This is a genomic window from Marinobacter pelagius (assembly GCF_003315345.1).
In the GTDB taxonomy this organism is placed as follows: Bacteria; Pseudomonadota; Gammaproteobacteria; order Pseudomonadales; family Oleiphilaceae; genus Marinobacter; species Marinobacter pelagius_A.
On record NZ_QNRO01000018.1, the window covers coordinates 49,056 to 64,521 of the forward strand.

Annotated in this window: 11 protein-coding genes; 3 read left to right on the forward strand and 8 right to left on the reverse strand. The window is 60.4% G+C overall.

Annotation, left to right across the window (positions count from 1 at the left end):
• Positions 1–75 precede the first annotated feature (75 nt).
• Positions 76–2,370, forward strand: coding sequence for a molybdopterin-dependent oxidoreductase (locus tag DET50_RS14570; protein ID WP_113863553.1), 2,295 nt, complete (start codon positions 76–78; stop codon positions 2,368–2,370).
• 17 nt (positions 2,371–2,387) lie between these two features.
• A complete protein-coding gene (locus DET50_RS14575) occupies positions 2,388–2,846 on the forward strand; it encodes a DUF2489 domain-containing protein (RefSeq protein ID WP_113863554.1) in 459 nt (152 codons plus the stop codon).
• 304 nt (positions 2,847–3,150) lie between these two features.
• Here DET50_RS14575 and DET50_RS14580 read toward each other — a convergent pair whose 3' ends face one another.
• The 3 genes from DET50_RS14580 to DET50_RS14590 are packed head-to-tail and all read right to left on the reverse strand — an operon-like array spanning position 3,151 to position 7,588.
• The gene (locus DET50_RS14580; protein ID WP_113863555.1) at positions 3,151–4,530 is read right to left on the reverse strand and encodes an aminoacyl-tRNA deacylase and HDOD domain-containing protein; all 1,380 of its coding nucleotides are present in this window, start codon (positions 4,528–4,530) and stop codon (positions 3,151–3,153) included.
• Positions 4,531–4,545: 15 nt separating this feature from the next.
• Entirely contained in the window at positions 4,546–6,621 is a 2,076-nt protein-coding gene (recG, locus tag DET50_RS14585) for an ATP-dependent DNA helicase RecG (RefSeq protein WP_113863556.1), read from the reverse strand.
• Positions 6,622–6,628: 7 nt separating this feature from the next.
• Complete coding sequence (locus DET50_RS14590; RefSeq protein WP_091997333.1) at positions 6,629–7,588, reverse strand: hydrogen peroxide-inducible genes activator; 960 nt, start codon at positions 7,586–7,588, stop codon at positions 6,629–6,631.
• A 76-nt stretch (positions 7,589–7,664) separates the two neighbouring features.
• On the opposite strand from DET50_RS14590, the gene DET50_RS14595 reads away from it, so the two are divergent.
• The gene (locus DET50_RS14595; RefSeq protein ID WP_113863557.1) at positions 7,665–8,534 is read left to right on the forward strand and encodes an NAD-dependent epimerase/dehydratase family protein; all 870 of its coding nucleotides are present in this window, start codon (positions 7,665–7,667) and stop codon (positions 8,532–8,534) included.
• On the opposite strand, the gene DET50_RS14600 is transcribed toward DET50_RS14595, so the two are convergent.
• From DET50_RS14600 to DET50_RS14625, 5 genes are all read right to left on the reverse strand, one after another.
• Positions 8,527–8,913: a RidA family protein gene (locus DET50_RS14600; protein ID WP_113863558.1), complete on the reverse strand. Its 387-nt coding sequence runs from the start codon at positions 8,911–8,913 to the stop codon at positions 8,527–8,529. The two genes, DET50_RS14595 and DET50_RS14600, sit on opposite strands and share 8 nt — an antisense overlap.
• A gap of 80 nt (positions 8,914–8,993) precedes the next feature.
• Positions 8,994–11,132, reverse strand: coding sequence for a RelA/SpoT family protein (locus tag DET50_RS14605; RefSeq protein WP_113863569.1), 2,139 nt, complete (start codon positions 11,130–11,132; stop codon positions 8,994–8,996).
• A gap of 162 nt (positions 11,133–11,294) precedes the next feature.
• Positions 11,295–11,507, reverse strand: a complete 213-nt coding sequence (gene rpoZ, locus DET50_RS14610; protein WP_091997338.1) for a DNA-directed RNA polymerase subunit omega — start codon at positions 11,505–11,507, stop codon at positions 11,295–11,297.
• Between the two features lie 87 nt (positions 11,508–11,594).
• Positions 11,595–12,227: a guanylate kinase gene (gene gmk, locus DET50_RS14615; protein WP_113863559.1), complete on the reverse strand. Its 633-nt coding sequence runs from the start codon at positions 12,225–12,227 to the stop codon at positions 11,595–11,597.
• 260 nt (positions 12,228–12,487) lie between these two features.
• Positions 12,488–15,229, reverse strand: coding sequence for a cation-translocating P-type ATPase (locus tag DET50_RS14625; protein WP_113863561.1), 2,742 nt, complete (start codon positions 15,227–15,229; stop codon positions 12,488–12,490).
• Positions 15,230–15,466 lie beyond the last annotated feature (237 nt).

Genomic DNA, 15,466 nt, shown 5'->3' on the forward strand with positions numbered 1-15,466 from the left:
CCCTCCCCCGCCAAACCTGATAATCTGGTTGCACAACGAAACCTGCTGCCATAAAAACAATTCCCGGGAGATTCCATGGACAACGGCACTCATTACCGCACCTGTCACCTTTGCGAGGCCATGTGCGGCGTGGCCATTGAGGTGAAGGATGGCCACATTGCTTCCATCAAGGGCGATGAGAACGATCCCCTGAGCAAGGGCCATATCTGCCCGAAAGCCGTTGCCTTGCAGGATCTCCATGAGGACCCGGAGCGGCTGCGCCAGCCCATGCGCAAGACCGCGAGCGGCTGGCAGAAGATCGGGTGGGACGAGGCTTTCGACCTGGTCGCCCGGCGACTGGACCAGACCCGGAAGGAACACGGCCGCAACAGCATCGGGGTCTACCTGGGCAATCCTAATGTCCACAATCATGGGTCGCTGGTTGCGACCATGCCGTTCCTGCGTGCCATAGGCAGCCAGAACCGTTTTTCCGCCACGTCCAATGACCAGCTGCCCCATATGCTCGCCAGCCTGGAGATGTTCGGGCACCAGATCCTGTTCCCCATTCCCGATATCGACAACACCGACCTGTTCATCTGTATCGGCGCCAATCCCATGGCCTCCAATGGCAGCCTGATGACGGTGCCGGATGTCCGGGGTCGGCTGAAAGCCCTGAAACGGCGCGGTGGCAAACTGGTGGTGATCGACCCCCGGCGCACGGAAACCGCGAAGCTGGCCGATGAATTCCACTTCATCCGGCCGGGCAACGATGCCCTGCTGCTGATGGCCATGGTGAATACCCTGTTCGAGGAGAATCTGGTGGATCCGGGCCCTGCGGAGCGCCTGGTCAAGGATCTGGAGTTGCTGCAGCTGGCTGCAGTTCCCTACACACCGGAAGCAGTGAGCGGCCACACGGGCATCGAAGCCGAGACGATCCGTGACCTGGCCCGCCAACTCGCCTCTACCCGCAAGGCCGCCCTGTATTCGAGGATGGGCACCAGCACCCAGGCCTTCGGTGGCCTCGCCACGTGGCTCGCCTATTGCCTGAACATCCTGACCGGCAAGCTGGACACGGTGGGTGGGGTACTGTTCACCCAACCGGCTATAGATCTGGTGGCGCTGGGAGCCATGAGCGGCCAGAACGGGCATTTCGACAAGCGCCGCAGCCGGGTCCGCGACCTTCCCGAATTTGCCGGTGAATATCCCGCCAGTACCATGGCGGACGAAATCCTGACGCCGGGCGACGGCCAGATCCGGGCCTTTGTGACGGTGGCCGGCAATCCGGTGCTGTCCAGCCCCAATGGTCGACGGCTCGAGCAGGCGTTCGAGAAGCTGGATTTCATGGTCTCGGTGGACTATTACCTGAACGAAACCACCCGCCATGCCGATGTCATCCTGCCGCCCACTGCCGCGCTGGAGCGCAGTCATTACGACCTGATCTTCAGCATGTTTGCGGTGCGTAATTACGCCAAATACAGCGAGGCCCTGTTCGAGCCCCGGGAAGATGCGAAGCACGACTGGCAGATTCTCCTGGAACTGGCCCACCGTCTGGAGCAGCAGCGCAAAGGCGGCCGCTTGCCCCTGCGATCGGAACTGGGCTGGCGCGCGTTCAAGCAGATCGGCCCGGACCCGATCCTGGATCTGCTGCTGCGCTCCGGTCCCTATGGCGCCGATACCGGTCCGGCCAGGAAGCTCCTCCAGCCTGCCGTTGATCTGGTGATGGACATTCTGCCCGAGCGACACCCGCTGCGGGGTCTGGCGCGGCTGAGTCCGGTTAACCGGCAGTGGAATGCACTGCCCAAGGGCCTCTCCCTTTCGGCACTCAGGGACAATCCCCATGGAGTGGATCTCGGTCCGCTCCAGCCATCCCTGCCGGATCGGCTGTTCACCCGGGACGGACTCATCCACCTTGCGCCCCGGCGCTACCTGCAGGATCTCGGCCGCCTTCACAAGCATCTGGTGTCTGAGCCGGATAATCAGCTTTGCCTGATCGGTCGCCGGCACGTGCGCAGCAACAACTCCTGGATGCACAACAGTCGCCGACTCGTCAAAGGCAAGGATCGTTGCACACTGATGCTGCATCCGGATGATGCCGCACGCCTTGACCTTCAGGCCGGGGAATCTGCCGAGGTCCAGGGCGCCGATCAGACCATCGTGCTGCCCGTGGAGATTACCCCGGACATCATGCCGGGGGTGGCGTCCATACCCCATGGCTGGGGCCATGATCGTCAGGGCACCGGGCTCTCGGTGGCAAACTCCCATGCCGGCGCATCGATCAATGATGTGCTCGAGGACAACCAGATAGACCAGTTGTCCGGAACTTCTGTATTGAATGGCCAGTCAGTAACTGTCAGAGTCTGGCGTTCCGGAAAGCAACGCCATTCTGCCTGATCGAGAAAGGAGATGTCATGCCCCTCTGGCTGCAGTGGACCCTGATAAGTGCCGGCCTGGTTGCCATAGCCTGTTTGCTCTGGTTTATCCGCAAGCAGACGAAGCTGCTCGCCGAGGGACGCAAACGCCAGCAGAAAGCCGAGGCGTTTCAGACAAAGCGCCGTGAGGACATGATCGGCAGTATCCGGGTGATCGCCATGGCGGTTGAGGAGGACCAGATTGAGTACTCCGAGGCCTGCCTGCGTATCAAGGGCCTGCTGGACCACGTGGCTCCGCATTTGCTGGAGGAGGCCCCGTTCCGGGTTTTCCGGACCGTCCACGAGAAACTGGAACACATGCCCACGCATCGGGCCCGGCAGGCAACCGAAACCCGGTTCGTCGAAAAAATGGATAAAGAGCGCTTCGAAGTCGAAGAGACCCATGCCGACGAAATCCGCCGGGCGGCAACCGCAATTCGTCACCACCAGTTCGACTAGTCAGTCAAACCTTGAACTGGTCAGACCTCATTTTTGTAACAGTTTGTAACACAGGAAGTGGATAACCCGAAAGTTTAGTAAAGCAAATCAATAGGTTCTGAAAACCCATTAAACTGACGCGAGACTCACTCCTTCCCCTTCCGATCTGTTGACTTTTCTTTTTGTCTTCCTGATCTAAGTTAAAGACAGGGTGGTGCCAGAATCTGCGGCGGTAACACCCTACGTTGTTTTCTCCTGATAAGTTAGGACGACTCTGCAAAAAGCGGGTGAGCTTGCCGGCCATTGGGCCGGCTTTTTTTTGTGGTCAAAGGCCGGGCGGCGGTGTATCAGAATTCCCGGTCACGGCAAGGATGCTGTCTTTACCCTTCGACAGCTCCTGGAACTGTTTGATAACACGATCCGGTTGCAGGCCCAGCTCGTCGTAGAAAGCCTCGGGAATCTCCTCGGCAGCTCTGCCGGTAACCCCCAATGCTGCCAGCTGCTGTTGGCAGAGCCAGAGTAGTTTCGGGTAAACCCGGTGTGGCCCCTGGTAGAGACGATCGTTCTGGTGCCGGATCGCCAGGATCACCTCCTCCGGCATCCCCCAGCTCTCCATCAACCGGGCCGCGACATCATTCCGGCTGATGCCCAGCAGGTAATACTCGATGACCGAAGGATCAAAGTGGGGATTTACTTCCTGGGCCCGGGAAACCAGTCGGTGGTGGGGTGGGAAAATCTGGGCCAGCGCCAGCTCTCCGAAGTTGTGAAGCAGGCCGGCCAGATAGGCCAGGCCAAAGGTGGGGCGTGTGCCACGGGGCATCATGCTGGCCAGGACGCCGGCTGACTGTGCCTGCCAGAGTGCCCGCCGCCAATAGCCGGTGTAATTCTCGGAGCCATCGGTGGACTGCTTGAGCCCCCGCCCCATGGACAGTCCCATAGCCAGGTTCATGACCAGGTCAAAGCCCAGCACCCGGGAGACCGCATCATGGACTGACCGGACATGGCCGGCCGCACCATAGAACGAGGAGGAAGCCCAGCTGACCACCTGGGCCGCCAGGCTTGGGTCACTCTCGACCACATCCACCAGGTCGCCCATCACGGCATTGGGGTCTACCCGCAGGTGCACGATACGCTGGGCCGTTTCCGGCATCGGGGGCAACTCGAGGGTGTCCTCCAGGCGCTGCTGGATTCTCAGGGCAGTAAACTTCTTGATGCTGGAGTGAAACTGCTCCGCGCCACCGGTGGATTTTTTTCCGGGCGAAGGAATCAGGGCAGGATCCACCGCAAAGGAACAGTGCCAGGCTGCTTCCGCCAGGGGCCGGAAGTCACTGGCCGCCATCACAATGGCCAGGTTATCGCCGGCCAGCTCCAGTACAACAGTCTCCAGGTCACGGACCCGGAAATCCACGACCGTCGGAAGCTCGGTCAGGGACGGCAGCGCAGGCAGATCGGAAAGCCCGGTCCGCTCCCTGATGCGCCGCTGCTCCGGAAGCTCCATAAGCCGGAAGTCACGGCCTAGCTGCTGGTTAAGCTGCTCGAGGTCGATCAGATCATGCTTGCGACAGATGACCTGCAGGCTGCCCTGTTCGTCACTGAGCAACAGCATCCGCAGTGCCGATCGTGAATCGGCCTGGCGGACAGTCGTCAGTGACACGCGTTGGGCAGAATCTCCGAGAGCCTGCCGCACCGCGAGGGGTAGTTCCATAAAGATCTCCCTGGTTCAGACGTCGCCATACCGGATGCGTTCGCCGAGCCAGCGGCGAATCAATCCATTGACAACGTCAGCGTGCTTCATCAGCGACGGAGCCATTTCCCTGACCGGCTCAATCCAGCCCTTGTCCCTTTCAAAGTCGGCGAGCCGGAATTGCATCATGCCCGTTTGTCGTGTTCCCAGGACCTCCCCGGGGCCACGGATCTCAAGATCTTTCTCTGCGATCACGAAGCCATCCTGACTGTCCCGCAGCGCCTGCAGCCTTGCCTTGCCATTGGACGACAGGGGCGGATGGTAGAGCAACACACAGAAACTGGCCTGCTGACCACGCCCGACCCGACCCCGTAACTGGTGCAGCTGGGCCAGGCCGAGACGTTCCGGATTCTCGATGATGATGAGCGAGGCATTGGGCACATCCACCCCCACTTCAATCACCGTGGTGGCCACCAGCAGATCCAGCTCACCGGCCTTGAAGCGCTCCATCACCTCGGCTTTCTCCCGGGCTTTCAGCCGGCCGTGGACCAGGCCGACCTGCAATCCCGGCAGCCGCTCGGAAAGTTCCTGCGCCGTCACTTCCGCCGCCTGGCATTGCAGCGCTTCGGATTCCTCAATCAGCGTGCAGACCCAGTAGGCTTGGCGGCCATCCCGGCAGGCGCTGCGCACCCGCTCAATCACATCATCGCGCCGGCTATCGGAAATCACAATAGTTTCAATAGGTTTGCGCCCCGGTGGCAACTCGTCAATCACCGAGGTATCAAGGTCCGCATAGGCACTCATGGCCAGGGTACGGGGAATGGGCGTCGCGGTCATGATCAGCTGATGGGGTGCGAGGGAACCGCCGACGCCCTTTTCCCGCAACGCCAGACGCTGGTGAACGCCGAACCGATGCTGCTCATCGACAATCACCAGTGCCAACCGGTCAAACCGGACGTCTTCCTGGAACAGCGCATGGGTGCCAATCACCACGGGAGCATCGCCGGAGCTTACGGCATCAAGCGCTTCCTGCCTCGCCTTGCCCTTGACCTTCCCGGAGAGCCAGGCCAACCGGATACCCAAGGGCTCCAGCCAGCCACGGAAATTCTGGTAATGCTGCTCGGCCAGTATCTCAGTGGGCGCCATCAACGCCACCTGCGCGCCGGCACCGATTGTCTGCAAGGCCGCCAGGGCCGCCACCACGGTCTTACCGGAACCGACGTCACCCTGGACCAATCTGAGCATCGGGATGGGCTGACTCAGGTCCTGGCGAATGTCACTGACGACATGCTTCTGGGCCCCGGTCAGGGCAAACGGGAGGCTGTCGAGAAAGCGTGCGGCAAGATCCCCGGTTGGCAGAAGCGGCAATGCCTCCCGCGTCTGGATCTGTTCGCGCACCTGCAAAAGACTGAGCTGGTGCGCCAGCAATTCTTCCATCACCAGGCGTTGCTGGGCCGGATGCTTGCCCTCCATCAGCAGATGGACAGGCGCGTTCGCCGGTGGTGCATGGACCAGCCTCACCGCCTCGGTGATGCCCGGCAGCTGGTAATCCGCTAGGAGCCCTGCTGGCAGCCAGTCCCGAATGGGAAACCGGTCCAGGTAGGTCAATGCCTGCTGACAGAGATTTCTCACCCTTGGCTGCTGGATGCCCTCGGTAAGGGGATATACCGGGGTCAGGGTTGCCTGGCCTTCCGGTGGCATGGGCGGTGGGTTCACCTGATATTCCGGATGATAGAACTCGTAGCCGGCCCGGCCCGGCCTGACTTCCCCGAAACAGCGTACCCGGGCACCCTCGGCCAGCTGGTTCTTCTGAGCGGCGTTGAAGTGGAAAAAACGCATGACCAGGAAGCCACTACTATCCCTGAGCGTGACCTGAAGACTTCGGCGCCGGCCCATGACCAGATCCGCCTTCATCACTTCCCCTTCCACCACGGCCACATCGCCGATACGGAGGTTGCCCATGGGGACCACCCGGGTACGATCTTCATAGCGGTGAGGCAGGTGAAACAGCAGGTCCTGCAGCGATTCTATGCCCAGCTTGGCGAGCTTCTCCGCCAGGGCGCTTCCAACGCCCTTTAGCTGAGTGACGGGAATGTCGTCCAGTGCCGTCATGTGGGGCTCAGGCGGATTCGGCGACGGCCGGGTTATCCGTTTTTGCTTTCTCCACCACCCGGCACTGACTGGCCGCCAGGGACAGCACATCAATGGCCTTGGGCCTCGGGAAGGTTACCCGCCAGGCCAAAGCCACGGTCCGGAATGGCACCGGAGGGGCAAACGGCCGGACAGCGAGTATGTCCTCATGATACTGCATGGCCGTCGCTGCGGAGAGGGGCAACACGGTAACCCCGAGCCCCGAGGCCACCATGTGGCGAATGGTTTCCAGGGAGCTGCCCTCAGTCACCAGCGAGGGCGACCCGTTGTCCACCCGCTTGGTAATAGCCTCCACCATGGGCGGGCAGGATTCCAGCACCTGGTCCCGGAAGCAGTGCCCCGGGCCCAACAGCAACAGCTGTTCCTTTGCCAGCTCCTCGGCGGTGAGCTGCTCCTTCTTGGCCAGCGGGTGGCCGGCCGGGAGCAGCACCACAAAGGGCTCGTCATACAGCGGCAGGGTCAGCACTTCCGGCTCTTCGAACGGCAGCGCAATGATGATCGCATCCAGCTCCGACTGCCGCAGCTTCTGGCGCAGGTTGGCTGTGTAGTTCTCCTCGATATACAGCGGCATGTCCGGTGCCGCCCGGCGCAACTCCGGTAACAGATGCGGGAACAGGTAGGGGCCGATGGTGTAGATGGCACCGACCTTCAGCGGTGAACTCAGTTGGTTTTTGCCGTCCTGGGCCATGTCCTTGATGACATTCACCTGGTCCAGGACCCGCTGGGCCTGCTCGATGATGCGCTGACCGGTTTCTGTCACCCGGATACTGCTTTTGCTCCGTTCAAACAGGGGAATACCCAGCTCGTCCTCGAGCTTCTTCACGGCCACACTGAGCGTCGGCTGACTGACATGACATCGTTCGGCAGCCCGGCCAAAATGCCTTTCGCGGGCGAGGGTAACGACGTATCGTAACTCGGTAAGAGTCATGGTGAGCTCCGGTCAGATAGGTACGGGTCGAAGTTTCACTTATTTATGAGGTCAAGCATAAGGATTGAAATTGTCTATGGCAATCACTGAAAACGGGCATCTGCCGCGGATACTGATCGCCGGCTGCGGGAAACTCGGCGGCAGTATTGCCAGCGCCTTGCTCGAGAATGCCGAGGTGTTCGGCCTGCGCCGGAACGCAGGCAAGGTGCCCGAAGGAGTTACCGGGATCAGTGCCGACCTGACTCGCCCGGAAACACTGGCGGGCGCCCTTCCCGCCCGGCTGGACGTGGTCATATATTGTCTCACCCCCTCCAGCTACGACGAGGAAGGCTATCGGAACGCCTATGTCACCGGGCTGGCCAACCTGCTTGAAGCAATCGGGAATCATCCGCTGAAGCGGCTGATCTTTGTCAGCAGCACCAGCGTGTACGCCCAGGATGATGACGGCTGGGTGGATGAAACCAGCAAGACCACACCGGCACGATTCAGCGGCCAGCAGATCATCGCCGGCGAACAAACCGCACTCGAGAGCCTCCACCCGGCGACCATAGTGCGCTTCAGCGGCATCTACGGGCCCAGCCGTCAGCGCTTCCTCGAGGAAGTCATGAAGGGGCGTATGAATCCCCAGTCGCCAGCGCCGTTCAGCAACCGGATCCACGAAGTGGATGCGGCACGGGTAGTCGTTCATCTGGTGGATCGGGCCCTGGCGGGAGAGACACTGGAACCGGTATACATCGCCAGTGATTGCGAGCCGGTGAGGCTGGATGAAGTGGTCGACTGGGTCCGGCAGCAGATTGCCTGCAAACCACCTCAGGCAGATGCCCGCAAGGGAGGCAGGGCCGGGAGCAAGCGATGCAGTAACAGGCGGTTGTTGGAGAGCGGGTTTACCTTCCGGTACCCCGACTTTCGGGCGGGGTACCGGGAGATGATCGACAGCCTCAGCTGAGTACCATCACCGCTTCCATCTCGACCGGGACACCCTTCGGCAGTGCCGCTACGCCAACGGCGGCACGGGCCGGATACGGCTCCTGGAAGTAAGTCGCCATGATCTCGTTGACGGTGGCGAAATTGGCCAGATCCGTCATGTAGATATTGAGCTTGACGATATCCTTGAGTTCACCACCGGCCGCTTCACAGACGGCCTTGAGGTTCTCGAAGACCTGACGGGTCTTGGCGGAGAAATCCCCCGGAACCACTTCCATGGTTGCCGGATCCAGCGGAATCTGACCGGAAAGGTAGACTGTGTCCCCGGCCTTGACCGCCTGAGAATAGGTGCCGATCGCCTGGGGAGCATTTTCGGTCTGGATTACGGATTTGTTGGTCATGATCTCAGAATTCCTCTCTTCCAAAACGCCAATGCTCGCCGCTCATGGCCGCAACTGTCAACCGGCCTTTGGTCGAGATCCTAGTGACGAACACGGTTGATATGCGTCACTGCGCGGATGTTGCGAATACGGCGCATCACCCGTGCCAGGTGGCGGCGGCCATTGACATGCACCACCAGGCTGACGATTCCGAACTTGGCATTCTGGTCTTCCACGCTGATGCGTTCGATGTTGCCGTCAGCCATGGCCACCGCATTGGCCAGCTCCGCGATAACACCCCGTTGGCGTTCCAGCTCCACCCGGAGCTCAACCGAGAACTCATCGGTAATATCCTTGGCCCACTTGAGGTGGGTGAGGCGCGCCCTGCCCTCGTCGTCTTCCGGCAGGCGGGAACAGGTGTCGGAGTGAATCACCATGCCGTTGCCGGAGTCCATGACACCAACCACCGGATCTCCCGGAATCGGCTTGCAGCAGCTGGCGAACTTCACCAGCAGCCCTTCGGTACCGCGAATGGTGACCGGGCTTCGATCCGCCGGCCGCCCGGCTTCAACTGTGGCACTCTCTGCACCTTCGGCTCCGTTGACCAGCTGTCGCGCCACCAGGTAGGCCATACGGTTACCGAGGCCGATGTCACTGATCAGATCATCAAAACTGTTCACCTGGTTGTGATTGACCACTGCCTGCTTCTGGCCGTCGCTGATGTCGGCGAGTTTGGTGCCAAAACCCTTGAGTGACTTCTTCAACAGGGTGCGACCAAGCTCCAGGGATTCCGCCCGCTTCTGGGTCTTGAGGACATGGCGGATACTGCTGCGGGCCTTACCGGTGACCACGAAGCTGAGCCACGCGGGATTCGGCCGCGCCCCCGGCGCAGTGATGATCTCCACCGTCTGCCCACTTTGCAGCGGTTGGCTCAGGGAACCAAGATTGCGGTTGATCCGGCAGGCCACTGCCGCGTTGCCGATGTCGGTATGGATGGCATAGGCAAAGTCCACCGGTGTGGCACCGCTGGGCAGCTCCATGATCCGGCCTTTGGGGGTGAACACGTAGATTTCGTCGGGGAAAAGATCCACCTTCACGTGCTCGATGAATTCCAGGGAATCATCGGCACGTTCACGCATCTCCATCAATCCTTTCACCCAGCGGTCTACCCTGGCCTGGTTGACGCTGGTGACATTGGACGGTTCGTTCTTGTACATCCAGTGAGCCGCAATACCGTTGTTGGCGATGTGCTCCATCTCCTCGGTGCGGATCTGGATCTCGATGTTCACATGCATGCCGAACAGGGTGGTGTGCAGAGACTGGTAGCCATTGGCCTTGGGCATGGCAATGTAGTCCTTGAAACGACCCGGCAGCGGCTTGTACAGGCTGTGCACTGCCCCGAGGATGCGATAACAGTCGTCCTCGGTGTCAGTAATGATGCGGAAAGCGTACACATCCATGATTTCATGGAAGGATTTGTGCTTGAACTTCATCTTGTTGTAGATGCTGTTCAGGTGCTTCTCGCGCCCGAGAATCCGACCCGGCAATCCCCTTTCTTCCAGCTTTTCCTGCAGCCTGCCGCGAATCTCCTCGATGATTTCCCGGTGGCTGCCCCGCAGCTTGTTCACCGCCTTGGAGATATATTTGGCCCGCATCGGATACAGGGACGAGAAGCCCAGATCCTCAAGCTCGGTGCAGATGGAGTGCATGCCCAGGCGATTGGCAATCGGGGCATAGATATCGAGGGTTTCGGTGGCTATGCGCTGGCGCTTTTCGTAGGGCATTGGCCCGAGGGTGCGCATGTTGTGCAGCCGGTCCGCCAGCTTCACCAGAATCACGCGGATATCCCTGGCCATGGCCAGGGTCATTTTCTGGAAGTTCTCCGCCTGGGCTTCGGCCCGGGAGCGGAATTCGATCTGGGTCAGTTTGCTGACGCCATCCACCAGCTCCGCCACGTCCTCGCCAAACTGCTCGGCCAGGGCGTCCTTGGGAATACCGGTGTCTTCAATGACATCGTGGAGCATGGCCGCCATCAGGCTCTGATGGTCCAGCTTCAGTTCGGCGAGGATACGGGCAACCGCCAGGGGATGGGTAATGTAGCGGTCCCCGCTCTTGCGCATCTGCCCTTCGTGAGCCTGTTCGGCGTAATAGTAGGCCCGTCGCACCTGATTGATGCGATTGGTATCCAGGTAGGTACTGAGCTCCTGGGCAAGACCTTCAACCGTAGGCTCTGCCGACACCGCGCCTCCACACTTTTCGAATTTCAGGGACAAAAAAACCCGAATGCACGCATCCGGGTCCTTCCTGGTCCTTCCAGCAACGTTCTATAGACACACTATAAAACCGCGGGGACAGATTTCAATGGTTCTCACTTGCGCATAGGTAAATATCCTGCGCAGTGATCAATCCTCGTCTTCTTCTTTCAGAAGATCTCGGGTCACCTTGCCCTCGGCAATTTCGCGCAGCGCGATGACCGTCGGCTTATCGTTCTCTTCCGGAACCATCGGCTCAAAGCCCTTGGTCGCAATCTGGCGGGCACGCTTGGTAGCCAGCATCACCAACTGGAAGCGGTTATCAACGTTTTCCAGACAATCTTCAACGGTAACTCGTGCCATAACTTCCCCGACAAATAAAAATGACTGTTTCAGCAGACCGCGTAGTTTACTGCTACCGGCTCAATTTGTATACAGGAAAACCGCGTATCAGGCCTTGCCAGACAGCCCTGCCAGCAGATCCCTGTGCCGGACCTGCTGGACCTGCATGCGCAGGCGCTGGCTGCGGACAATCGCCAACAGATCCGCCAGTGCCACCTGGAAATCGTCGTTCACCACCAGGTAGTCGAACTCCAGGGCATGGGAGCACTCTTCGGTCGCTTCCCTGAGCCGGCGTTCGACGACGTCCGGTGCGTCGGTACCGCGCCCGGTCAGGCGCTCCCGCAGCACCTCGGCGGAGGGAGGGACAATGAAGATACTGACGCATTCGGGAATGAGCCGGCGCACCTGCTCAGCCCCCTGCCAGTCGATTTCGAGAATGACGTCCTCGCCCCGGGCCAGGGTCTCACGGACCCAGACCTGGGAGGTACCATAGTAGTTGCCGAAGACGTCGGCATGCTCCAGGAAATCCCCCCGGGCGATCATCGCTTCGAACTCATCGCGGCTGACGAAGTGGTAGTTTACCCCGTCCTGCTCCCCTTCCCGCATCGTGCGGGTGGTGTGGGAGATCGACACGCCGAGCTTCGCATCATTCTTCAGCATTTCTGCCACGAGGCTAGTCTTGCCCGCACCCGAGGGGGCAGAAATCACAAACAGGGTGCCCTGCTCACCGGCCTGACTCATGATTGAAAACTCCCGAACGTCGATGTGTTGCCCGCCCCTGGGGCTGGAAAAGCCGGTGATTATACGTGAAAGCCACAGGGTCGGCGAATGCGGGGGAATATGCAAGACGGGGTCAGATGAAGGCCTTCATCAGACCCCACTGCTGGTCGCCACCCTGATGCCAGTCTTTAGTCAGGAGTCAGATGAACACTTTCATCTGACCCCATTCCAGCCCATCACCCCGGAGTCAGACCCAAGCCCCAGGGGTCTGATGAACGCTTTCATCTGACCCCATTTTCAACTTTCTCCCCACCGTCATTCTGCCGCCACAGCCATTTCTCCAGCAGGATAATCAGGAACCCCGCAAACGCCACACCCGTGGACAGCAACCAGTCGGCGGCCTCCAGCGGCCGGGTATGGAAAAGCTGGTTGAGCGGCTCGAGATAGACAAAGGCCAGCTGAAGCACCAGGGTCACCCCAATCCCGAGATACACCCACAGATTGCCGAACAGCCCGATGCGCCAGAACGTCTGGGTGAGCGAGCGGCAGTTCAGCAAGTACAGCATCTGGAACAGGATGATGGTGGTTACCGCCATGGTCTGGGCCTTGCCCCGGGCGAGCTCAACAGCAGCCCCTTCGGAAAGATCGGCGGTGTACTCCAACAGGAAAAGCCCAGCGGCCCCACCGGTCATCAGGGCACCGACCAGGAAGGTGCGAACCACCAGGAACCGGCTCAGCAGAGGCTCCTTTGGCGGCCTCGGCGGTCGTTTCATCAAACCCGGCTCCCGGGCCTCCAGAGCCAGTGGCAACGCCAGCGCAATGGCAACGACCAGGTTCACCCAGAGAATCTGCACGGGCTCGATCGGCATCAGAAGATGACCGTCGGTCACGGGGAAGAAAAGGACCGCGACCAGGATGATCATTGCCTGCCCCAGACTGGTGGGCAGCACGAACGCGAGGGACTTCGAAAGGTTGTCGTAGACCCTTCGCCCTTCCTCTACCGCGGCGCTGATGGAGGCAAAATTATCATCCGCCAGCACAATGTCGCTGGCTTCCCGTGCAACCGCGGTGCCGTTGATTCCCATGGCAACCCCGATCTCTGCCCGCTTCAGCGCCGGCGCATCATTAACACCGTCACCGGTCATGGCGACAACCTGCCCTCCGGCCTGAAGGGCCTTGACCAGCCGCAGCTTATGCTCGGGCGCCACACGGGCAAAAACGTTGGTGGAGTGTACCAGTTCAAGCAGTTCGGCATCGGTTGCGGCCTCGATCTGCACTCCCGTCACCACCTGCGCACCCACGCCGTCGGTCTCCAGCAAACCGATGCTCTGGCCGATGGCCCGGGCAGTCTCCGCGTGATCGCCAGTGACCATCTTGACCACAACGCCGGCCTGCTGACAGACCCTGACCGCATGAATGGCCTCGTCTCGGGGCGGATCCGACATACCAACCAGACCAAGAAAACAAAGCTCGTCCTGCCAGCCGGAGGAGTTCAGGTCCACATTGGCGGCGGGCTTTGCCATGGCAACGGCCAGCACGCGCATACCCCGTGCAGCCAGCGCCTCCACCGCTTCATGCACAAGCTCCACGGCCATTGGCCGGCCTCCGGCGAATACCGGGCACATCCCGGCGATCACCTCCGGCGCGCCCTTCACACACACCATGTCGGCGCCATTGCCGGATTCGTGCAGGGTCGCCATGAACTGACTTTCCGAACTGAACGGGATCTCGTCCTTGCGGGGGAAAGCCGCCCGCGTCGAGTCTTCATCCAGCTCCGCCTTACCGGCTGCGACGACCAGAGCCCCCTCGGTGGGGTCGCCAACGATTCGCCAGCGCCCGTCCCTGCACTCCAGCTCCGCATCGTTACAGAGCAAACCCGCCAGCAGCAGATCGTGAACCGGCTCCGGCACCGGGGACAACGTCTGGCCTTCGGCCCGAAGCTCCCCTTCAGGCGCGTATCCGATTCCGGTCACCTCGACCTCCAGATCCGGCGTCCACATTGCCTCGACAGTCATTTCATTGCGCGTCAGGGTGCCGGTCTTGTCGGTACAGATGACAGTGGTACTGCCCAGGGTTTCGACTGCAGGAAGGTGACGGACAATCGCACGGCGACGCGCCATGCGCTGTACGCCGATGGCCGATGCGATAGTGATAACCGCAGGCAGACCTTCGGGAATGGAGGCAACGGCCAGCGTGATGGCGGCCAGCGCACTGTCGAGCAGCGAGTTGTCCCGCCACATGCCGACAAGAAAGATAAGCACCGCGATCACGAGGATCGTCAGGGAAATAACCCTTACCATGCTGGCGAGCCGGCGGGTCAGCGGAGTTTGCAGATCCTCGGTTTCACTCAACAGCCGGGAGATCCGTCCCAGCTCGCTGCCCGCACCAGTGGCGACCACCACACCGTCTGCGGTACCGGCAGTGACCAGGGTTCCTCCAAAAGCCATGGAATGGCGATCACCAATCACCGCGTCACTTGCCACAGGTTCTTCCTGCTTGGTCACCGGAAGCGATTCCCCGGTGAGTGCAGCCTCATCGACCTGCAGTCCATTGACCTCAAGCAGCCGGACATCCGCTGCCACCTGGTCTCCGGCCTGCAGTAACAGCACATCCCCCGGCACCACTGTATGGGCGGGAACCGATTTCGCGTCACCGTTGCGCAGCACCGTGGCATTCTGGGGCACCATCCGGCTCAACGCCTCGATGGCCTTGGTGGCGCGCATTTCCTGGACAAAGCCGATGATGGTGTTGAGCACAACAACGGCAAGCACCACAAAACTGTCAGTCACCTTGCCAATCAGGATGGCAAGCACCCCCGCGGCGAGCAGAACGTAAACAATCGGATCGGCCAGCTGATGCAGAAGAATTCTGTACCAGGGCCGACGACCATTTCGCTCAATGCGATTGGGGCCGCTGTCTTTCAGCCGGCGTCTGGCTTCTGATGCCGAAAGGCCCTCGGCCTTGGTATCGAGTCGATCGAGGACTTCCTTGGAAGTGCGAGCATGCCAGTGAAAATCATCCATGGGTCCGGGTATCCGCCTCGGGTCATCCGTTATTCGATGTTCTGCACCTGCTCGACGAATAAAAATTAAAAAGCATTTATAAACAGTTACTTGGTGTATTTTTCACAGCCATCGCCGCTCAATACTACCCATTTTACTACCCATGGATAGAAACTCTATCTCTGAGCAGTCCGCGTAGTTACTACCCATGATTATAAACTGGGATAATAGGGAAACTGGGAAGCTTGCCCGGAGATT

Excerpts from the sequence above, each read along its gene's own strand:
- gmk (WP_113863559.1), bottom strand. The coding sequence starts at position 12,227 with ATGAGTCAGGCCGGTGAGCAGGGCACCCTGTTTGTGATTTCTGCCCCC.
- DET50_RS14575 (WP_113863554.1), top strand. The coding sequence starts at position 2,388 with ATGCCCCTCTGGCTGCAGTGGACCCTGATAAGTGCCGGCCTGGTTGCC.
- DET50_RS14580 (WP_113863555.1), bottom strand. The coding sequence starts at position 4,530 with ATGGAACTACCCCTCGCGGTGCGGCAGGCTCTCGGAGATTCTGCCCAA.
- DET50_RS14600 (WP_113863558.1), bottom strand. The coding sequence starts at position 8,913 with ATGACCAACAAATCCGTAATCCAGACCGAAAATGCTCCCCAGGCGATC.
- recG (WP_113863556.1), bottom strand. The coding sequence starts at position 6,621 with ATGACGGCACTGGACGACATTCCCGTCACTCAGCTAAAGGGCGTTGGA.
- DET50_RS14595 (WP_113863557.1), top strand. The coding sequence starts at position 7,665 with ATGGCAATCACTGAAAACGGGCATCTGCCGCGGATACTGATCGCCGGC.
- DET50_RS14590 (WP_091997333.1), bottom strand. The coding sequence starts at position 7,588 with ATGACTCTTACCGAGTTACGATACGTCGTTACCCTCGCCCGCGAAAGG.
- DET50_RS14570 (WP_113863553.1), top strand. The coding sequence starts at position 76 with ATGGACAACGGCACTCATTACCGCACCTGTCACCTTTGCGAGGCCATG.
- DET50_RS14625 (WP_113863561.1), bottom strand. The coding sequence starts at position 15,229 with ATGGATGATTTTCACTGGCATGCTCGCACTTCCAAGGAAGTCCTCGAT.
- rpoZ (WP_091997338.1), bottom strand. The coding sequence starts at position 11,507 with ATGGCACGAGTTACCGTTGAAGATTGTCTGGAAAACGTTGATAACCGC.